The 19,783-nt window shown below is 72.9% G+C and carries 18 protein-coding genes and 2 pseudogenes; 4 read left to right on the forward strand and 16 right to left on the reverse strand.

Going from position 1 to position 19,783, the window contains the following annotated elements; translation table 11 throughout:
* Positions 1 to 5 precede the first annotated feature (5 nt).
* On the reverse strand, positions 6 to 1,133 hold the full coding sequence (locus A9O67_RS04790; RefSeq protein ID WP_068607904.1) for an aminoglycoside phosphotransferase family protein: 1,128 nt from the start codon (positions 1,131 to 1,133) through the stop codon (positions 6 to 8).
* 51 nt (positions 1,134 to 1,184) lie between these two features.
* Between A9O67_RS04790 and A9O67_RS04795 the strand changes: the two genes are divergently transcribed.
* From A9O67_RS04795 to rsmA, 3 genes are read left to right on the forward strand one after another with little or no spacing between them, the layout of a single operon-like run.
* A complete protein-coding gene (locus A9O67_RS04795) occupies positions 1,185 to 3,638 on the forward strand; it encodes an LPS-assembly protein LptD (RefSeq protein WP_068607906.1) in 2,454 nt (817 codons plus the stop codon).
* A complete protein-coding gene (locus tag A9O67_RS04800; RefSeq protein ID WP_068607909.1) occupies positions 3,631 to 4,956 on the forward strand; it encodes a peptidylprolyl isomerase in 1,326 nt (441 codons plus the stop codon). The genes A9O67_RS04795 and A9O67_RS04800 overlap by 8 nt, the downstream gene beginning before the upstream one ends.
* A complete protein-coding gene (rsmA, locus tag A9O67_RS04805) occupies positions 4,953 to 5,774 on the forward strand; it encodes a 16S rRNA (adenine(1518)-N(6)/adenine(1519)-N(6))-dimethyltransferase RsmA (protein ID WP_231960215.1) in 822 nt (273 codons plus the stop codon). Before A9O67_RS04800 ends, rsmA begins: the two co-directional genes overlap by 4 nt.
* Before the next feature lie 183 nt (positions 5,775 to 5,957).
* Here the strand turns inward: rsmA and A9O67_RS04810 are convergent.
* The 13 genes and pseudogenes from A9O67_RS04810 to A9O67_RS04870 form a co-directional block, all read right to left on the reverse strand.
* Positions 5,958 to 6,359 (reverse strand): annotated as a pseudogene (locus A9O67_RS04810) (barstar family protein); the annotation flags it as partial.
* 36 nt (positions 6,360 to 6,395) lie between these two features.
* Positions 6,396 to 6,704 carry a ribonuclease gene (locus A9O67_RS04815; protein WP_231960230.1) on the reverse strand — a complete coding sequence of 103 codons (309 nt, stop codon included), beginning with the start codon at positions 6,702 to 6,704 and terminating at the stop codon, positions 6,396 to 6,398.
* 223 nt (positions 6,705 to 6,927) lie between these two features.
* Positions 6,928 to 9,285 carry an NADP-dependent malic enzyme gene (locus A9O67_RS04820; RefSeq protein ID WP_082955369.1) on the reverse strand — a complete coding sequence of 786 codons (2,358 nt, stop codon included), beginning with the start codon at positions 9,283 to 9,285 and terminating at the stop codon, positions 6,928 to 6,930.
* A gap of 114 nt (positions 9,286 to 9,399) precedes the next feature.
* Complete coding sequence (locus A9O67_RS04825; protein WP_068607923.1) at positions 9,400 to 10,593, reverse strand: GGDEF domain-containing protein; 1,194 nt, start codon at positions 10,591 to 10,593, stop codon at positions 9,400 to 9,402.
* A gap of 58 nt (positions 10,594 to 10,651) precedes the next feature.
* The gene (locus tag A9O67_RS04830) at positions 10,652 to 11,188 is read right to left on the reverse strand and encodes a TPM domain-containing protein (protein WP_068607924.1); all 537 of its coding nucleotides are present in this window, start codon (positions 11,186 to 11,188) and stop codon (positions 10,652 to 10,654) included.
* Between the two features lie 2 nt (positions 11,189 to 11,190).
* Positions 11,191 to 12,048, reverse strand: coding sequence for a TPM domain-containing protein (locus A9O67_RS04835; protein ID WP_068608281.1), 858 nt, complete (start codon positions 12,046 to 12,048; stop codon positions 11,191 to 11,193).
* Positions 12,049 to 12,164: 116 nt separating this feature from the next.
* Positions 12,165 to 12,800: a LemA family protein gene (locus A9O67_RS04840; RefSeq protein ID WP_082955370.1), complete on the reverse strand. Its 636-nt coding sequence runs from the start codon at positions 12,798 to 12,800 to the stop codon at positions 12,165 to 12,167.
* Positions 12,801 to 12,844: 44 nt separating this feature from the next.
* Entirely contained in the window at positions 12,845 to 13,627 is a 783-nt protein-coding gene (locus tag A9O67_RS04845; protein ID WP_068607926.1) for a LamB/YcsF family protein, read from the reverse strand.
* A complete protein-coding gene (locus A9O67_RS04850; protein ID WP_068607928.1) occupies positions 13,624 to 14,691 on the reverse strand; it encodes a 5-oxoprolinase subunit C family protein in 1,068 nt (355 codons plus the stop codon). The genes A9O67_RS04845 and A9O67_RS04850 overlap by 4 nt, the downstream gene beginning before the upstream one ends.
* Positions 14,688 to 15,491, reverse strand: coding sequence for a 5-oxoprolinase subunit B family protein (locus tag A9O67_RS04855; protein ID WP_197484436.1), 804 nt, complete (start codon positions 15,489 to 15,491; stop codon positions 14,688 to 14,690). Before A9O67_RS04855 ends, A9O67_RS04850 begins: the two co-directional genes overlap by 4 nt.
* Positions 15,464 to 16,762: a TRAP transporter large permease gene (locus A9O67_RS04860; RefSeq protein ID WP_068607930.1), complete on the reverse strand. Its 1,299-nt coding sequence runs from the start codon at positions 16,760 to 16,762 to the stop codon at positions 15,464 to 15,466. Before A9O67_RS04860 ends, A9O67_RS04855 begins: the two co-directional genes overlap by 28 nt.
* A 19-nt stretch (positions 16,763 to 16,781) precedes the next feature.
* Positions 16,782 to 17,294: a TRAP transporter small permease gene (locus tag A9O67_RS04865; protein ID WP_068607933.1), complete on the reverse strand. Its 513-nt coding sequence runs from the start codon at positions 17,292 to 17,294 to the stop codon at positions 16,782 to 16,784.
* 22 nt (positions 17,295 to 17,316) lie between these two features.
* Positions 17,317 to 18,294, reverse strand: a complete 978-nt coding sequence (locus tag A9O67_RS04870) for a TRAP transporter substrate-binding protein (RefSeq protein ID WP_068607935.1) — start codon at positions 18,292 to 18,294, stop codon at positions 17,317 to 17,319.
* Between the two features lie 179 nt (positions 18,295 to 18,473).
* Here A9O67_RS04870 and A9O67_RS04875 point away from each other — a divergent pair, with 179 nt between their 5' ends.
* The gene (locus A9O67_RS04875) at positions 18,474 to 19,058 is read left to right on the forward strand and encodes a winged helix DNA-binding protein (protein WP_082955371.1); all 585 of its coding nucleotides are present in this window, start codon (positions 18,474 to 18,476) and stop codon (positions 19,056 to 19,058) included.
* Here the strand turns inward: A9O67_RS04875 and A9O67_RS13745 are convergent.
* Together A9O67_RS13745 and A9O67_RS13750 are read right to left on the reverse strand one after the other, a co-directional pair.
* Positions 19,052 to 19,378: pseudogene (locus A9O67_RS13745) on the reverse strand (ATP-binding cassette domain-containing protein); the annotation flags it as partial. The gene A9O67_RS04875 and the pseudogene A9O67_RS13745 sit on opposite strands and share 7 nt — an antisense overlap.
* Positions 19,300 to 19,632, reverse strand: a complete 333-nt coding sequence (locus A9O67_RS13750; protein ID WP_231960234.1) for an efflux RND transporter periplasmic adaptor subunit — start codon at positions 19,630 to 19,632, stop codon at positions 19,300 to 19,302. The gene A9O67_RS13750 and the pseudogene A9O67_RS13745, both read right to left, overlap by 79 nt.
* Positions 19,633 to 19,783 lie beyond the last annotated feature (151 nt).

The raw sequence follows: 19,783 nt of genomic DNA on the forward strand, positions 1-19,783 counted from the left end.
GGTCGTCAGCTCATGCCCGGACGGCCGAAAGCATAGGCCACCGGGGTCTCGATGCCCTCCACCGCGTCGATCAGCTGCAGCAGGGGTTTGAGCTCGCGGTAGCGCGCCGCGGTGTGGCGGATGTAGGCGATGAAGCGCGGCGCATCGGCCAGGTATTTCGGCTTGCCGTCGCGCAGCGTCAGCCGCGCGAAGATGCCGGCCACCTTCAGGTGGCGCTGCAGCCCCATCCATTCCACCGCGCGGTAGAACGCCCCGAAGTCCTGCGCCCAGCCCTCCGCGTCCAGCAGCCCGGCCTTGCGCGCCGCCTCCCAGTAGCGGATGGTGACGTCGAGCACCGCCTCCTCGTCCCAGCTGAGGAAGGCGTCGCGCATGAGGCTCGCGATGTCGTAGGTCACCGGGCCGTGCACGGCGTCCTGGAAGTCGAGCACGCCCAGCCGCCCCTCGGGCCGCGCGGGGTCGAAGCCGCCGGCGGGCAGCATCAGGTTGCGCGGCATGTAGTCGCGGTGCACCCACACGGTGGGCTGCGCCAGCACCCGCTGCACGATCAGGTCGAAGGCCGCCTCGAGCGTGCGGCGCTGCGCGTCCGACAGCGTGATGCCCTTGTGGCGCGCCAAGTACCAGTCGGGAAACAGCGCCAGCTCGCGCCGCAGCAGCGCCTCGTCATACGGCGGCAGCACGCCGGGGCGGCTGGCGCGCTGCCACGCCACCAGCGCGGCGATCGCGTCCTTGAAGTACGGCAGCGCGGCGTCGGGCTGCTGCGGATCCAGCGCCTGCAGCAGCGTCTGCGTGCCCAGGTCCGTCAGCAGCAGGAAGCCGCCGGCCTCGTCCCAGTCCAGCACCTGCGGCACGCGCACGCCGGCCTCGCGCATCAGACCCGCCACGCACACGAACGGGCGGCTGTCCTCGTGCGCCGGCGGGGCGTCCATGACGATGCGCGTGCCGCCGCCGTGCGCGGCGTCGCAGTCGATGCGGAAGTAGCGGCGAAAGCTCGCGTCGGCGCTGGCCAGGCGCAGCGTCTGCGGCCGCAGGCCGTGCACGGGGGCCACGTGCGCCAGCCAGCGCTCGAAGGCGGCGGCGCGCGCCGGGTCGGGCCAGACGACGGGCGGGGTGGGGGTGGGGTCAGGGGTGCTCATGGATAATCGACGGCATTCTACGAACGCCACCGCCGACCGCCCCGTCCGACCGTGCCGAAGCGCCCCACCACCCCCGCCCCGACCGCGACCGGCGCACCGCCGCGGCAACGCCTGCGCCGCAGCGGCTGGGTGGCGGGGCTGTTCGGGCTCGCGACCGCCGCCGGCGCCCAGCCGCTGGTGTTGCAGCCGTCGCTGACCCTGCTGGAGCAGTTGCCCCCCAGCCTGCGCGGGCAGACCCCGACGGTGGTGGAGGGCGAGCGCATCCAGGGCCAGACCGACGTCTACACCGCGGTCGAAGGCGGTGCCGTGCTGCGACGGCACGACCTGACGCTGCGCGCGGACCGGCTGGAACACACCGCCGCGGACGACACGGCGATTGCCAGCGGGCGGGTGCGCATCAACCGCCAGGGCAATGTGTACGAGGGCGAGCGGCTGCAGCTCAAGCTGGACACGTTCGAAGGCCGCTTCGACGCGGTGCGCTTCCAGTTCTTGCGCACCGGGGGGCAGGGCGAAGCCAGCCGGGTGGAGTTTCTGGACGAGAACCGGGCCATCGCCCACGATGTGCGCTACAGCACCTGCGAGCGCCCCCCCGGCGGGCGCTGGGCGCCGGCCTGGGCCGTGACGGCCGACCAGGTGCAGTTCGATCAGGCGACGGACACCGGCGTGGCCACCGGCGGGCGGCTGGAGTTCCAGGGCGTGCCGCTGCTGGCGGCGCCGTGGATCAGCTTCCCGCTGTCCGATGCGCGCAAGAGCGGCGTGCTGCCCCCGACGCTCAACCTGGACAACCGCAGCGGCTTCGAGACCACCGTCCCCTACTACCTGAACCTGGCGCCCAACCGCGATGCCACGCTCTACCCCACGCTCATGACCAAGCGCGGGCTGGATCTGGGCGGGGAGTACCGGTACCTGGAGTCCGCCTACGCCGGCCAGGTGCGCGCGGCCTGGATGGCCAGCGACCGCCTGCGCGACCGCGACCGCTGGGCGTATGCGGTGCAGCACCAGCAGGCGCTGCCCGGGCTGGCCGCGCTGCCCGGTGCCGGCCTGCGGCTCAACCTCAACCGCGTCAGCGACGACGATTACTGGCGCGACTTTCCGCGCACCAGCACCATCACCAACCTGGCCCAGCGGCTGCTGGCCAACGAAGCCGTGCTCAGCGGCGGCACCGGCCCGTGGAGCTACAGCCTGACCGCCCAGCGCTGGCAGACGCTGGGGGCCTCGCGCACGCTGGTGCCGCTCAACTCCGAGCAGATCGTCGCCCCCTACGACCGGCTGCCGTCCGTGGCGCTGCGCTACCGCCCGGGCCGCTTTGCGCTGGGGGGCATCGACGGCTGGCGGCTGAGCGCCGATCTGGACGTGACGCGCTTTGCCACCGACCGGGTGCCGACCGTGTGGGACGGCGTTTCGGCCGGTGACCAGCGCACCGACCTGGACGGCACGCGCGCGCTGGGCATCGTGCGGCTGAGCCGGCGCTGGGAAACCCCCGGCTGGTATGTCGAGCCCAGCCTGCAGTGGCACGCGCGGCAATACCGGTTCGAGCAGGCGCTGGGCGACGGGCGCCGCAGCGTTGGCATCGCGCTGCCGACGGCCGCGCTGGATGCCGGGCTGGTCTTCGAGCGCCAGGCCACGCTGCTGGACCGGGCCGTGGTGCAGACGCTGGAGCCGCGCGTGCTGCTGGCCGCTACCCCTTACCGCGACCAGCGCCTGCTGCCGGTGTACGACAGCGCCGCCTACGACTTCAACCTCGCCACCATCTTCTCGCCCAACCCCTACGGCGGCAACGACCGCATCGCCGACCTGCGCACGCTGACCTACGGACTGACGACGCGGCTGTACGCCCCGGACAGCGGCGCCGAACTGGCCACGCTGGGGGTGGCGCAACGCCTGCGCCTGCAAGACCAGCGCGTGACCCTGCCCAACGAAGGCGCGGCCGCCGAAGGGCGCAGCGACATCCTGATCGGCGCCACGGTCAACTGGACCCCGCAGTGGTCCTTCGGGGGCACCTGGCAGTACAACGTCGCGCGCCGGACCTCGGTGCGCACCCTGCTGTCTGCGCGCTACCTGCCCGGCCCCTACCGGGTGCTCAGCGCCGCCTACCGCAACAACGAGACCACCACCGCGCGCAGCCGCCAGCTCGACCTGGGCTGGCAATGGCCTCTGGCCGCGCTGGGCGGCGACGGGGCGCCGGCCGACGTGCCGGGCCGGGCGCTCGGGCCGCAGCAGTGGTACGGGGTCGGCCGCGTCAACTACAGCTTCACCGACCGCCGCGTCATCGATCTGGTGGCGGGCTTCGAATACGATGCGGGATGCTGGATCGGCCGCGTGGTGCTGGAGCGGCTGCAGCAAAGCCGCACCAGCGCCAACCAGCGCATCCTGTTCCAGTTGGAGTTCTCGGGCTTCTCCCGCCTGGGCAGCAACCCGCTGCAGACCTTGCGCACGCAGGTGCCGCGCTACCAGTACCTGCGCGAGGACGTCAACCCGCCGAGCCGCTTCGAACGCTATGAATGAACCGACGCCGATCACCCGCGCCGCGGCCCACCTGCTGTGCGCCGTCCTGTGGATCGCTCCGCTGGCGGCAAGCGCCCAGCCGACGGCCCCCGCCGCGCTGTCCACGGCCGACTACATCGTCGCGCTGGTCAACGGGGAGCCGATCGCCGCCTCCGAAGTGCGGGCGCGGCTGGCGCGCATCGACGTGCCCGCCAATGCGCCCGCCGCCGAGCGCGCGGCCCTGCCGCGCCAGGTGCTGGAGCAGCTCATCGACGAAAAGGTGTTGCTGCAGTCCGCCGCCGACGCCGGCATCCGGGTCGAAGACTCCGCGGTGGACGCGGCCGAGGCCGAAGTCGCGCGCCGCAACGGGCTGAGCGTGGCGCAGTTGCGCGAGCGCCTGCCGCAAGCGGGGCTGACGCTCGCGGCCTTTCGCGCCAATCTGCGCAACGAGCTGACCCTACAGCGCCTGCGCGAACGCGAGGAAGCCCGCGTGCGCGTGACCGAAGGCGACATCGACGCCTACCTGCGCCAGCACCAGGGCAGCACCGACCCGGCGCGCACCGTGCTGGAGCTGGCCCAGGTGCTGATCCCCGTGCCCGAGCAGGCCGACGCCGAGCAGGTGGCGCGCGCCCGCCAGACGGCCGAGGACGTCGCGCGGCGGGCCCGCAGCGGCGAGGACTTCGCCACCCTGGCGCGGCGCCTGTCCCAGGCACCCGAAGCCGCGAACGGCGGGCGCCTGGGGCTGCGGCGCGCGGACCGCTATCCCACGCTGTTCTGGGAGGCGGTGCGCGGCGCGCGCGCCGGCGACATCGTCGGTCCGCTGCGCAGCGGCGCCGGTTTTCACGTCCTGCGCGTCGTGACCAAGCGCGACGCCAACCTGCCCGAGCCGACCGTGACCCAGACCCGGGTGCGCCACATCCTGCTGCGCGCCACGGACGAGGCCGCGCAGCGCGCCGCCGCGGCGCGGCTGCAAGCCCTGCGCGAGCGCATCGTCAGCGGGCAGACCACCTTCGAGGCCGCCGCGCGCGAGGTCAGCGAGGACGGCTCGGCCCGCGAGGGCGGTGCCTTGGGCTGGGCCGCGCCGGGCCTGTTCGTGCCGGAGTTCGAGCAGGCGATGGACGCGCTCGCCCCCGGCCAGGTGTCCGCGCCGGTGCCCACGCGCTTTGGCGTGCACCTGATCGAGGTGCTGGAGCGGCGCGAGGTGGAGCGCAGCCCGCGCGAGATGCGCGAAGCGGTGCGCGCGCTGCTGCGCCAGCAAAAGGCCGAAGAGGCCTTCGAGGAACAGGTGCGCGAACTGCGCGGACGGGCCTACGTCGAATACCGCGAGCCGCCGCAGTGAACCCTCCGCGCCCCGACCCCATCGGTGTACACGGGCACCGCGCGCGCAAGCGCTTTGGCCAGCACTTTCTGAGCGATCCGGCCATCATCGACGCCATCGTGCGCGCCATCGACCCCGAGGCGGGCGACTGCATGGTGGAGATCGGCCCCGGGCTGGCCGCCCTGACCCAGCCGCTGGTCGAGCGGCTGGGGCGGCTGACCGTGATCGAGCTGGACCGCGACCTGGCGGCCCGCCTGCGCCACCACCCCCATCTGGAGGTGGTGGAGGCCGACGTGCTGACCGTGGACTTCGGCGCGCTGGCCGCGCGCTGTGCCGCCGGCCCGGGCGCAGCGGCGCGCCGCCTGCGCGTGGTCGGCAACCTGCCCTACAACATCTCCACCCCCATCCTGTTTCATTTGTTGCGCTGGGCCGACCGGGTGCAGGACCAGCACTTCATGCTGCAAAAAGAGGTAGTGGACCGCATGGTGGCCGCCCCGGCCAGCGCGGCCTATGGCCGGCTGAGCGTGATGCTGCAGTGGCGCTACGCGATGGAGGAGGTGCTGTTCGTGCCGCCCGAGGCGTTCGATCCGCCCCCGCGCGTGGACAGCGCCGTGGTGCGCATGGAACCCCGGCCGCAGCCTGCGGCGCTCGACCCCACGCTGCTGGAGGAGCTGGTGCAGGTCGCGTTTTCGCAGCGGCGCAAGCTGCTGCGCCACACCCTGGGCCGCTGGCTGGAGGAGCGGGGCTTCGGCGGCGCCTTCGACGTGCAGCGCCGCGCCGAAGAGGTGCCCGTGGCCGAGTACGTGGCCCTGGCCCAGGCGCTGGGGGCGCCCCGCTGATTCCGCCCCCGCCGCTAGGCACCAGGGCGGGGAAGTCGACCGTCAGGCCGCGCTGAGCCAGTAGCCGGCGTTGAACGGGCTGCTCATGCGCAGCGCTTGCGGGCTGACGTCCACCAGCTTGTCGGTCAGCAGCGGCTCGTCGCTCGACTCCAGATCGGCCGGCTTGGGCGCGCGCGCCACCGAGAACGAATAGAAGCAGCGGAACGGCACCTTGCGCTCGGCCCAGAAGTCCGCCACGTCGCGAAAGACGTCGAGCAGTTGCTCGCGCGCCTCTTTGTCGAACTTGGGGCTGGTGGGGATGTGCTCCAGCACGACGATGAAGCCCGTCTGCGGCCCCGACTTGTGCACCACGTCGGTCAGGCAGTCGTAGAGCGCATCCAGGTTCTTGCCGTTGTGCGGCGGCAGTTGGTACTGCGCCGAGATCAGGTCCAGGATGTCCTGCTTGTTGAGCGCAGTGGCCAGATTGGCGTAGAGGAAATGGTGACCCAGCGCCTCGGCCGCGGCCTGCAGGTCCTTGACCGTGAAGGCGCGGATCGACTGGACGATATTGGTTCGTACGTTGCGCAGCGGCTGTTCCATGGTCATCGGAGAAAGCGAAGAATCGGTCGGGGGCCTGCCGCCTCACGGGGCGATGCGGCGAAAACTCGCGTAGTGGTCGGCCGTGTAGTAGCAGGCGTCGGGGACGGTCGGCTCCCAGCCGCCGCAGACGATGCGGCGCGCGCCCCGGTGGCGCAGCCCGGGCGTGGGCACCGTGTACTCACGGTAGTACCCGCGTTTGTGGGCGGGCAGCAATCGCTCGCGGTTGAAGAACACCGTGCCGTCCTTGTCGTACGGGAACGGGCCCCCCTGGCGGATCAGGCGCATGACGGTGTGCGCTTCGGGCGGCAGGTCGGCCAGCGCCACCTGCGCGATGCCCGGGGCATCCTGCAGCGGCGCTTCGGTCCGCGCGGCGGTGCCGGTCGCCCCCAGCAGGGCCAGGCCCAGCAGTCCGGCCGACAGCGCCGCGCGCCACCCCCACCTACTTCGACGCACCCGATCCTCTCTTGGGGTTAACCCTGAAAATCAAGCGCGCAAGTGTGCCTGAAGCGCCCCCGGATTGCAAGATCTTGACAACCCGGCGGCCTTGTGGTAAGCAACCCGTTGCCGGCCGTATTCAAGCGTCGGCCGCTGCATCGGTGGGCGCGTGGTGGGGCGTGCTCGGCGTGCCCACCGCGCGAGGACCGACGTTGGCCTCGGCCACCGTCAGCGCCGTCATGTTGACGATGCGCCGCACGGTCGCGCTGGCGGTCAGGATGTGCACCGGCTTGGCCACACCGAGCAGCATGGGCCCGATCGCGATGCCGCCGCCGGCAGCGGTCTTGAGCAGGTTGTAGGCGATGTTGGCCGCGTCGATGTTGGGGCAGACCAGCAAATTGGCCTCGCCGGTCAGCGTGCTGCGCGGCATGATGGTCTGGCGCATCGTGGCGTCCAGCGCCACGTCGCCGTGCATCTCGCCGTCCACCTCCAGCCACGGGGCCTGCTCGCGCAGCAGCGCCAGCACCTGCCGCATCTTGACGGCGCTGGGCTGGTCGGACGATCCAAAGTTGGAATGCGACAACAGCGCCGCCTTGGGCGTGATGCCAAAGCGCATGATCTTGCGCGCGGCCATTTGCGTGATTTCGGCGAGTTGCTCGGCACTCGGGTCGTAATTGACGTGGGTGTCCACCAAAAACACCTGCCGGCCGGGCAGCAGGATGGCATTCATCGCCGCATAGGCATGGGCGCCCGGGCGTTTGCCGATGACCTGGTCGATGTAGTTGAGGTGCATGGGGCTGGTGCCCCAGGTGCCGCAGATGAGGCCGTGCACATCGCCGTGGCGCAGCAGCATCGCGCCGATCAGCGTGAGCCGCCGGCGCATCTCGATCTTGGCGATCTGCTCGGTGACGCCGCGCCGCTCCATCAGGCGGTGGTACTCTTGCCAGAAGGTGCGGTAGCGCGGGTCGTACTCGACGTTGACGACGTCGTAGTCGGCGCCCTCGCGCAGACGCAGACCAAATTTTTCGATGCGCTGGGCGATGATGGCGGGCCGGCCGATGAGCGTCGGCCGCGCCAGCCCCTCGTCCACGACCACCTGCGCCGCGCGCAGCACGCGCTCCTCCTCGCCCTCGGCATAGGCCACCTTTTTGTGCGGGGCGCGCTTGGCGATGGCGTAGACGGGCTTCATCAGCGTGCCCGACGCGAACACGAAGCTCTGCAGCCGCTCGCGGTAGGCGTCCAGGTCCGCGATGGGGCGCTGCGCCACACCGCTGCGCGCGGCCGCCTCGGCCACGGCCGGCGCAATCTTCATCATCAGCCGCGGGTCGAACGGCTTGGGAATCAGGTACTCCGGCCCGAACGCCAGGCTCTCGCCCGCATAGGCCGCGGCCACCACCTCGCTTTGCTCGGCCTGGGCCAGCTCGGCAATGGCGTGCACGGCGGCGATCTCCATCTCGTCGGTGATGGTGGACGCCCCGGCGTCCAGCGCCCCGCGAAAGATATACGGAAAGCACAGGACGTTGTTGACCTGGTTGGGGTAGTCGGTGCGGCCGGTGGCCATGACGGCGTCGTCGCGCACCGCGCGCACCTGCTCAGGCAGGATCTCCGGCGTCGGGTTGGCCAGCGCGAAGATCAGGGGCTTGGGCGCCATCTTCGCCACCATCTCGGGCTTGAGCACACCGCCGGCCGACAGGCCCAGGAACACGTCCGCGCCCTCGATCACCTCGGCCAGCGTGCGCGCGTCGGTTTTTTGCGCAAACTGCGCCTTGTCGGGGTCCATCAGCTCGGTGCGGCCTTCGTAGACGACGCCGGCCAGGTCCGTCACCCAGATGTTCTGGCGCGGCAGGCCCAGCTTGACCAGCAACTGGATGCAGGCCAGCGCCGCCGCCCCCGCGCCCGAGGTGACGAGCTTGACCTGGTCGATGCGCTTGCCCACCACCTTCAGGCCGTTGAGCAGCGCCGCACCGACGACGATGGCGGTGCCGTGCTGGTCGTCGTGGAAGACCGGGATCTTCATGCGCTCGCGCAGCTTGCGCTCGACATAGAAGCAGTCCGGCGCCTTGATGTCCTCCAGGTTGACGCCGCCGAAGGTCGGCTCCAGCGCGGCGATGATCTCCACGAGCCGGTCGGGGTCTTTTTCGTTGATCTCGATGTCGAAGACGTCGATGCCGGCGAACTTCTTGAACAGCACCGCCTTGCCTTCCATCACCGGCTTGGCCGCCAGCGGGCCGATGTCGCCCAGCCCCAGCACCGCGGTACCGTTGGTGATGACGGCCACCAGGTTGCCGCGGCCGGTGTAGCGGAAGGCGTTGGCCGGGTCGGCGACGATCTCCTCGCACGGGGCAGCGACGCCGGGCGAGTAGGCCAGCGCCAGGTCGCGCTGGTTGGACAGGGGCTTGGTGGCGGCGACCGCCAGTTTGCCGGGGGTGGGGCGCTCGTGGTAGTCGAGCGCGGCGCGCTTGAGCTGCTCGCGTTTGTCCGAAGCGGTTTCGGCCATGGGGATCTCCTGACCGCCGCGCGGCCACCCGGGCGGGGACGAACGCGGCGCTGGCGCCACATTGTAGGAAGCCAGGCCACCCCTGCCGGCGCGGTGGCGGCAGCCGTGACCGGATCAGGGCGAATGCGGGCCCGCCTGGCGGGGATCGTCAGGATCGTCCGGCGGGGCGACGACCGCCCGGTCGCGGCCAGCCTGCTTGGCGGCGTACAGGGCGGCATCGGCCAGGCGCAGCAGGCGCGGGCCGTCGTCGGGTGCGTGGGGCACCATGCTCCCCACCCCGGCGCTGACCGTCACCACCGGCGCCGTGGGGGAATCGGCATGGGGCAGCGCCAGCGCCCGCACCGCGGCCACGGCGCGCTCGGCGACCACGCGCGCACCGCCGGCGTCGGTGTCGACCAGCAAGGCGACCAGCTCCTCGCCGCCGTAGCGGGCCAGCAGGTCGGGGGCGCGATAGACCTCGCCTTTGAGCGCCCGCGCCACCGCCTGCAAACAGGCGTCGCCGGCTTGGTGGCCGTAGCGGTCGTTGTAGCGCTTGAAGTGGTCCACGTCGAACATCACGACCGCCAGCGGCCGCGCCTGCCGCGTGTGGCGCGCGATCTCCTCGCGCAGGCGTTCGTCGAAATAGCCACGGTTGGCGATGCCGAGCAACCCGTCGATGCGCGAGAACGCCTCCAGCCGCCGGTTGGCCGCCTCCAGCTCGGCCGTGCGCTCGCGCACGCGCTGCTCCAGCCGCGCGTTGGCCTCCAGCAGATCCTGGTTCTGCGCCGCCAGCACGTGGTAGAGCTGCCCGACCATGCGCAGCAGGTTGGCCACGCGGCGGTCGAGCGGGTCCTCCTCCTGCGCCCAGGCCTCGGCCGGGTCGGCGCCGGCGCGGATGCGCGCCATCTGCCGCGCCATCGACTGGTCCACCCCCATGATGTGCAGCCCCAGCCACGAGGTCAGAAAGCCCATCAGCGTGTCGCCCGGCTGGCGCAGGTGGCCGCGCGCGTCCCACATCGAGCGCACCTGCTCGACGAACTCGTGGTGCAGGCGCGCGTGCAGCTCGCGGTGGCGCACGTCCACGCCGGCCTCGGCCATCAGGCGCTCCTCGTCCTCGAAATGCTGGCGCGCGTAGGCGATCAGCTCGTCGAAGATGCGCTGCTGCTGGTCCGGGCTCAGCGCGCGGCCGTGGAACATCGCGCGGTTGAGCGTGTTGAACAGATCCACCAGGTGGTGGTGCTGGGCATCGATTTCGTCCAGACCGGTCAGCAGCGTCGTATCCCAGACGAACACGTCACCCGTGTCGGAGGAGGCGTCGGGGGTGGGCATGGGGGGACTCCGGTTTGCGGCAGACCGCTCCAGTATGGCGCAAGCCGGGCCGCCCGCTTCAGACGCGCACGACGCCATCCGGTAATTCGTTCGGATTGGGGCGATCCGACGCGGACGGGAAGTGATGCCGCAGCCAGCCATCCACGGTGTCGATGGCGCGCGCAAGCGCCGCCTCGGGCGGGCCGTGGCGCAGGCCGTCGCGCAGCGCCTGCAGCGCGGCGTCCCAGTCGGCCGGCGGCACGCGGCGCGCCAGCCCGCGGTCGGCGACGATCTCGATGGCGCGCTCGGCCAGCAGCAGGTAGATCAGCACGCCGGCGTTGTCCTCGGTGTCCCAGACGCGCAGGCGGCCGAACCACGCCAGCGCCCGCTCGCGCACGCGCGCCGCCAGCGCCGCGTCGTCCGCCGGCGGCCACAGCCAGCGCAGCGGCAGGCTGGCCTCGACGCAGACGCGGATCTCGCCGCGGTGGTGGGCTTCGCTCGCCTCGATGCGGCGGCGCAGCCGCTCGGCCGCGGTGTCGTCGAGCCAGCGACGGCTCGCGCGCTCGTCCAGCATCAGGTGGCGCGCCCAGCGCCGCAGGTGCGTGGCCCAGCCCATCGTCACCACCGCCCGGAGGCGCCGCCCCCGCCGAAGTTGCCCCCTCCGCCGGAGCGGAAGCCCCCGCCGCCGCCCGACCATCCGCCACCGGCGCCCCCGCCCCAGCCCCCGCCGGGCCCGCCGCCGCGCACGCCGCGCCCGACCGACACGCCCGACAGCGCCAGCACGAACGCCGCCACGACCAGCAGCGCCAGCCAGCCGGCCGACAGGCCCAGGCCGGCGCCGACCAGCCCGGTCAGGCCCGCCGTGGCGGCCGCCCCGAGCACGCGGCCGAGCAGGGCGCGCGTGACCACGGCGATGAGGGGCACCGCGGCAAAGGCGAACAGCAGCGCGCCCTCGACGTCAGGCCCGTCGGCCGCGCGGGGGCGGGCCGCGGCCGCTTCGGGCGGCGGCAGCGCCTCGCCAGCCAGCGCGGCCAGGATCTGCTCGACGCCGGCCTGCAGTCCGCCGAAGAAGTCGCCCTGGCGGAAGTGCGGCACGATGGCGCGCTCGATGATGCGGCTGGCCAGCAGGTCCGGCAGCGCGCCCTCCACCGCCTTCGTGGTGGCGATGCGCACGCGGCGGTCGTCCTTGGCCACCACCAGCAGCACGCCGTCGCCGACGTCGCGACGGCCGATCTTCCACGCATCGCCGACGCGCTGCGTGTAGTCGGTGATGTCCTCCGGCGCGGTGGTCGGCACCAGCAGCACCACCACCTGGCTGCCGCGCTCGCGCTCGAAGGCCGCCAGCCGCGCCTCCAGCGCCGCGCGCTGCTCCGCGGTCAGCGTGCCGGTCAGATCCATCACGCGGGCGGTCAGCGCCGGCACCGGCTGCAGGGCCTGCGCGTGCGCCGGCGACGCCCACGCGAGCAGCAGCGCCAGCCAGACCCACGCCCGCCACGCGAGGCGGCGGCCGCCGTGCCCGCGCGGCCCCGCAGCCGGGGTCGCGCCGGCCGCGGCGAGCGACAAACCGGCGGCGGCAGGCACGCCCGCGCCCCTCACCGCCCCGGCGCGGCCGGGAATTCCACCTTGGGCGGCTGCGCCAGCGTCGCCTCGTCGGCGGGGGCAAAGCCCGGCTTGGGCGCGTAGCGGAACACCTTGGCCGTCAGGTTGGTCGGGAAGCTGCGCGCCAGCGTGTTGTAGCGCTGCACCGCCTGGATGTAGCGGTTGCGCGCCACGGCGATGCGGTTTTCGGTCCCTTCCAGCTGCACGCGCAGGTCGGCGAAGCCCTGGTTGGCCTTCAGGTTGGGGTACTGCTCGGCCACCGCCAGCAGGCGCGCCAGCGCGCCGCCCAGCTCCCCCTGCGCGGCCTGGAAGCGCTGCAGCGCCTGCGGGTCCTGCAGCATCTCGGGCGTGACCTGGATCGCGGTGGCGCGGGCGCGCGCCTCGATGACGCGCGTCAGCGTCTCGCGCTCGAAGTTGGCCTCGCCCTGGACGGTGGCCACCAGGTTGGGCACCAGGTCGGCGCGGCGCTGGTACTGGTTGAGCACCTCGGCCCAGGCGGCGCGCACCTCCTCGTCCAGGCGCTGGAACTCGTTGTAGCCGCAGCCGGGCAACGCGGCGGCCAGCGGCGCGGCCGCGGCCCACGCCAGCCAGCGGCGGCGCGTCGGGGTGGCAAGCGCGGGGTCGGTCATGGCGGTCGGCCCTCCTTGGCGGGCAGCGGCCCGCATGGCGCGCATCATGCCACGACGGCGCCGGCGGCGCTCGCCAGCCAGCCGCGCTGCGCCAGCGCCTCGCGCAGCCGGCGCGCGGTCTGCACCGCCTGCGGCCCGTCGCCGTGCACGCAGACGCTGTCGATCGGGGTCGGCAGCACGCGCCCGCCGCGGGTGACCAGGCCGCCGGCCTGCAGCATCGCCAGCACGTGCGCCACCGCCTCGTCCGGGTCGTGCAGCACGGCGCCCGGCTCGCGGCGGGGCACGAGCTGGCCGTCGTCCTGGTAGGCGCGGTCGGCGAACACCTCGCGCAGCACCGGCTGGCCCAGCGCGAGCGCCGCGCGCTCCAGCGCCGAGCACGCCGGCGCCAGCAGCGGCAGCGCGGGGTCGAACGCGCGCACCGCCTGCACCACGGTGCGCGCCAGCGCCTCGTCGGCGCAGGCCATGTTGTTGAGCGCGCCGTGCGGCTTGACGTGCGCGAGCCGCGCCCCTTCGGCGCGGCACACGCCGGCCAGCGCGCCGATCTGAACGATCAGCAGCGCCTGCAGCTCCTCGGGCTCCATCTCCATGCGCCGGCGGCCAAAGCCCTGCAGATCCGGAAAGCTCGGGTGCGCGCCGATGGCCACGCCGCGCTCGCGCGCGCGGCGCACGGTGCGGCGCATCACCAGCGGGTCGCCGGCGTGGAAGCCGCAAGCGACGTTGGCCCGTCCGACGATGGCCAGCAGCGCCTCGTCGTCGCCCATCGTCCAGGCACCGAAGCTTTCGCCCAGATCGGCGTTGAGGTCCACGCAAGGGGTTCGGGGGGTCATCGGGCATCCTCCAGCCCCGCCCACGGGGCGTCGTCGAGCGCGGCGCGCAGCACGCCGCTGATCAGGTTGGCGCCGTACAGCCGCGCCTCGTCCAGGTACCCGGGCGGGCGCCACGCCTGCCGCCGCGCCGCCCACGCGGCCCAAGCGGCCTGGCGCGCGTGCAGCGCCGCGCGCGCCTGCTCCAGCGTCACCGCCGCAAAGCGCAGCGGCCGCCCCGCTGGCCAGCGCGCCAGCCGCCCCAGGTCGGCCTGGATGACGGTGGCGATCTTCGGGTAGCCGCCCACGGTCTGCGCATCGGCCAACAGCACGATCGGCTGGCCGCTGGCGGGCACCTGGATCGCGCCCGGCGCCACGCCATCGGAGACGATGTCGGCGTGCGCTGGGCTGGCATGCTGCAGCGCCGGGCCCGCGAGCCGCATGCCCATGCGGTCGCGCTCCGGCGTGAGGCGCCAGTCGGCCTGCACGAAGAGGGCGCGCGCCGCCGGGGTGAAGTGGTCGTCCTGCGGGCCCCAGAGGACGCGGATCGGGCCGTCGTCGTCCGGCAAGGGGTCGGCGCGGCGCTCCACGCCGGGGTCGGCGTCCGCCGCGGCGCACGGCAGCCGGTCGCCGGCGCGCAGGGCGCGGCCCTGCAGCCCACCCATCGCGGTGCGCTCGTGCGTGGCACGGCTGCCCAGCACCAGCGGCACGTCGAGGCCGCCCGCCACCGCCAGGTAGGCCAGCCCCTGCACCGCCCCCAGGCGCAGCGCGTCGCCGGGCTGCAGCGTGACGCTGCACCAGCCGGGCAACGGCTGCCGCGCGCCGGCGGCGCGCTCCACCGTCGCCGCCACGTCGCCCACCACCGCGACGCGCACCGCGGCGCCTTCCGCGCGCAGGCGCGGCCCCAGCAGGCGCAGCTCCAGCAGCGCCGCCTCGGGCGGGTTGTCCAGCAGCGCGTGGGCGGCGCGCGCCCACCACGGGTCCAGCGCCCCGGCCAACGCCACGCCCCAGTGGCGCCGGCCGCGCCGGCCCAGGTCCTGTACGGTGGTGCCGACGCCGCCGTCGAGCACCTGCAGCGCGGCGCTCACGCGGCGGCCTCCGCCGGCGCGTCGCACCAAGCGGCCACGTCCAGCACCCCGCGCTGCGCGGCCTGCCGCAGTCGCTCGTATTCGGCGGCGTCGATGGCGCGCCAGCGCACCACGTCGCCGCTGGCCAGCAGCGCCGGCGGATCGCGGCGCAGGTCCCACAGCGGCGCCGGCGTGCGGCCCACCAGGTGCCAGCCGCCGGGGCTTTCCCACGGGTAGACCGCGGCCATCGCGCCCGCCAGCGCGATCGAGCCCGCGGGCACCGCCTTGCGCGGCGTGGGCAGGCGCGGCACCTGCAGCGCCGGCGGCACCCCGCCCATGTAGGGAAAGCCCGGCATGAAGCCGATCTGATACACGCGCAGCTCCACGCCGAGCAGCCGCTCCACCACCGCGGCGGGGGTGAGGCCCTGGCGCGCCGCCAGCGCCGCCAGATCCGGCGCCAGCGCCGCATCGAAGCACGCCGGCAGCGTCCAGCGCCGCCCGCGCGGCGGCGCCGCGTCCGCCTGCTGCGCGAGCAGCAACAGCGCCTGCCCCAGCGCCAAGCCGTCCCCGGCATCCCCGGCATCCCCGGCCAGCGGGTCGTAATGCACCGTCAGCGAGCGGAAGGTCGGCACCACGTCCTGCACCGCGTCCCACGGCGGCGCGCCGCCGGCCTGCGCGGCGCGCACCGCCGCCTCCAGCGCCAGCACGCGCGCATGCAGCGCCGGGTCGATCGCCGCGCCGAATTCCACCGTCCAGGCCGCGTCGCCCAGCGGCAGCAGGCGCGGCGCGGGGCTCAGCCCGCCATGCGCTGCGGCAGCCACGTCACCAGCTCCGGAAAGGCGGTCAGCAGCACCACCGCCAGCACCATGATGACGAACATCGGCGCCGCGTAGCGGGCGAGCTCCGTCACCTGCCGCCCGGTCATACCCTGCAGCACGAACAGGTTGAAGCCCACCGGGGGCGTGATCTGCGCCATCTCCACCATCACGACGACGAAGATGCCAAACCAGATCAGGTCCAACCCGGCGGCCTGCACGGTCGGCAGCAGCACGCCCATGGTCAGCACGACGATCGAGATGCCGTCCAGAAAGCAGCCGAGCACGATGAAGAACAGCGCCAGCGCCACGATGAGCTGCCACGGCTCCAGCCCCAGCGAGCCGATCCATGTTGCCACGTGGCGCGGCAGGCCCAGATACCCCATCGCCAGCGTCAAGAATGCCGCACCAGCCAGGATCAGCGCAATCATGCAATACATGCGCACCGCGCCGAGCAGGCTGTCGCGCAGCGTCGCCCAGGTCAGCGCCCGCTGGGCCGCGGCGATCAGCAGCGCGCCCACGACGCCGACCGCCGCCGCCTCGGTGGCGGTGGCAATCCCGGTGTAGATGGTGCCGAGTACCCCGCCGATCAGCAGCAGCACCGGCAGCAGGTGGCGGCTGGCGCGCAGCTTGTCCGCCAAGCTCAGCCGCTCTGCCTCCGGCGGGATGGCCTGCGGGTGCAGCAGCGACCACACGATCACGTAGCCCATGAACAGCGCCGCCAGCAGCAGCCCCGGCACGATGCCGCCGACGAACAGGCGCGCGATCGACACCTCGGCCGTCACGCCGTAGACGATCATGATGATCGACGGCGGGATCAGCAGCCCGAGCGTGCTGGCGCCGGCCAGCGTGCCCAGGCTCAGCGCATCCGGGTAGCCGCGGCGCTGCAGCTCCGGCAGCGTCATCTTGCCAACCGTGGCGCAGGTGGCCGCCGACGAGCCCGACACCGCCGCAAACAGCGTGCTGCCCAGGATGTTGGTGTGCAGCAGCCGTCCCGGCAGGCGCTGCAGCCACGGCGCCAGCCCGCGGAACAGATCCTCCGACAGCCGGGTGCGGAACAGGATCTCGCCCATCCAGATGAACAGCGGCAGCGCCGTCAGCGTCCACGACGAGGCCGAGCCCCAGATGGTCAGCGCCATCGCGTCGCCGACCGAGCGCTGGGTGAACAGCGCCATGCCGATCCAGGCCACACCAATCAGCGCCAGGCCGATCCAGACCCCGGCCGCCAGCAGCAGCAGCAAGGCGCCGATCAGCACCCCGGTAATCAGCAGATCCATAGCCGTGTCCCCCGTAGCGTCATTCGATGCGCGCGGGCTCGTCGCCCGGCGCAGCGGGCGCGGGCTGGCCGCGCAGGTGTTCGACGAACTGCACCGCCAGCGCCAGCACCAGCAGCACCGTGCCCGCGGCCATGCCGAGCTGCGGAATCCACAGCGGCGTGGCGTCCAGCCCGGTGGAGATGTCGTGGAAGGCGTGGCTCTGCCACACCAGCCGCAGCGAGAACCACGCCAGCCCGCCGGCCAGCGCCAGGCCCACCGCGTGCACCGCCAGCTCCACCGCGCGCCGCGCCGGCACCGGCAGGCGCTGCAGCACCAGCATCACGCGGATGTGCTCGCCGCGGCGCAGCGTCGGCGCCAGCGCCAGGAACGCCGCTGCGGCCATGCAGTAGCCGGCGTAGGCGTCCGAGCCGGGCAGCGCCAGCGCGGGCCAGAGCCGCCCGGCGATGCCGAACAGCACCATCGCCAGCGTGCCGATCAGAAAACCCGCCGCCAGCCAGGCGGCGAGGTCGAACAGGCGGTTGAGGGCCTTCATCGCGGGCTCGGGCACGTCGCCGTTACTTGCGGTAGATGGCCAGCACCGCCGCGCCTTCGGCCCCGGCCTGGCGCGTCCACTCCTCGATCATCGTCTCGCCGATTTTGCGCAGGTCGGCCTGCAGCTGCGGCGAGCCCTTGCTCACCGTCATGCCGTTTTTGCGCAGCTGCTCCAGGTACCAGGCGGTCTTTTCCTCGCTCTCGCGCCAGCCGCGCGCCTCGGCGTCGGCCGCGGTCTTCAGCAGCGCCTGCTGGGTGGGCTTGTCCAGCGCGTCGAACGCCCGCTTGGAGACGAACACCACATTCTTGGGCAGCCACGCCGCCACGTCGTAGTAGTACTTGACCTGCTCCCACACCTTGCTGTCGTAGCCGGTGGCGCCGGAGGTCATGAAGGCGTTGACCGCCCCGGTGGCCAGCGCCTGCGTCAGCTCGGCGGCCTGGATCGTCACCGGCTGCGCGCCGACCAGCTGCGCGATGCGGCTGGTGTTGGGGTTGTAGGCGCGCCACTTGGCCCCGCGCAGGTCGGCGGCCGACTCGATCGGCTTGGCGCTGAAGATGCCCTGCGGCGGCCACGGCACCGCGTACAGCACCTTCAGACCCTGCTTGTCCAGCGCCGCCTCGACGGCCGGGCGCGACGCCTGCCACAGCTTGCGCGCGTCGCCATAGCTGGTGGCCAGGAACGGGATCGAGTCGATGCCGAACAGCGGGTTCTCGTTGGAGAAGTTGGAGATCAGCACCTCGCCGATCTGCGCCTGGCCGCTCTGCACGGCGCGCTTGATCTCCGGCGCCTTGAACAGCGAGCCGTTCTCGTGCACGGTGATCGAGAGCTTGCCGCCGGTCGCGCGCTCGACGTCCTTGGCGAACATCAGGATATTGGCGGTGTGGAAGTTGCCGGCCGGATAGGCGATGGGCATGTCCCACTTGACGCTCTGGGCGGCGGCGGTGGCGTGGGCCAGCGTCAGCGTGGCGGCGGCGGCGAAGGTGGCAAGGGTGACGCGCATCGGACTCTCTCCTGTGACGACGGAAAAGCGGGGGCCGAGGAACCGCCGCGCCCAGCGCGGTCGGTGCCCGAACGGTAACAGCACTTCGATAAAACGTCAACGTTTTATTAACGTCACGTCGTTATGGTTTACCCGCGGTGCCCGGGTAACCCCGGGCGGCCGGGGGTAGGATCGGCGCCATGACACGCGCTCGCTCTTCCGTCCGCCCTTCGTCCCGCGCCGACCCCGCCGCGCCGCTACCCGCCGTCGAGCCCCCCTCGCCGGACCGGCCGATCGTCTCGTCCGCGCACCTGGTCTCCGAGAAGTCGCCGGAGCTGTCGGAGTTCGAGTTCGGCCTCATCATCGCCGCGCACGCCTTCAACCGCTGGCTGATCCGCTGCATGGGCGCCGCCGGCGTCAAGGACATGACGCCCACCGACGTGCTGGTGCTGCACCACATCAACCACCGCCGCACGCCGAAGCGCCTGTCGGACATCGCCTTCGTGCTCAACATCGAGGACGCGCACGTCGTGTCGTACTCGGTGCGCAAGCTGCAAGGCATGGGGCTGGTGGCCGGCACCAAACGCGGCAAAGAGGTGTTCTACGCCACCACCGACGCCGGCCATGCGCTGTGCCTGCGCTACCGCGCGGTGCGCGAGGCCTGCCTGATGCCGGGGTTCTCCGGGGCGGAGGACGAGAACCAGCGCCTGGCCGACGTGGCGCGCACGCTGCGCCAGCTCAGCGGCCGCTACGACCAGGCCGCCCGCGCCGCGACCGCCTATTGAGCGGTGAGGGGTGCGGTGGCCGCAGCGGTGACCACCCCCGCCCCATCCGGCTCGATCAATCGCCCGTCCTGCAGGTGGATCTGCCCGTCGCAGCGTGCCGCCAGCCCGGGGTCGTGCGTGACGATGAGGAAGGCGGTGCCCTCTTCGCGGTTGAGCTCGCGCAGCAGCGCGAACACCTCCTGGGCGGTGTGGGTGTCGAGGTTGCCGGTCGGCTCGTCGGCCAGCACCAGGCGCGGGCGGTTCATGAGCGCGCGCACGATGGCCACGCGCTGCTGCTGCCCGCCCGAGAGCTGCACCGGGCGGCAATGCGCTGATCGGGCCAGGCGTCGGCCCGCACCGCAGCGGGCTGGCCCACCGCCAGCGCGCCCAGGTCGCGCTCGTCCAGATCCAGCAGGATGCGGGGCGTGCCCGCCACCGCAAAGCGCAGCAACGCCTTGCCAGGGGTGACGCCATCGCCCACCTCCACCAGTCGCGCCAACAGCACGCCATCGGCCACCGGGGTGGCAACGACGCGGCCGGTCAGGGTGCTGGCCAGCGTCGTCTCGCGGGCGGGGGCCACGCGGCCCGTGGCCACCACCGGATTCGTCCTGCCATGCCTGCCCTTTCGCCCGCCCGCTGCGCGCTCGGCGCACGGCCGACGGGGGGATGACAGGGGCATGCGGCTTCTTACAATCCCCCTGCCGCATCGCAACCGGCGACCGAACCGGCCGGGGCACGGCAATGTC

This window comes from Tepidimonas fonticaldi (assembly GCF_001675355.1).
GTDB lineage: Bacteria > Pseudomonadota > Gammaproteobacteria > Burkholderiales > Burkholderiaceae_C > Tepidimonas > Tepidimonas fonticaldi.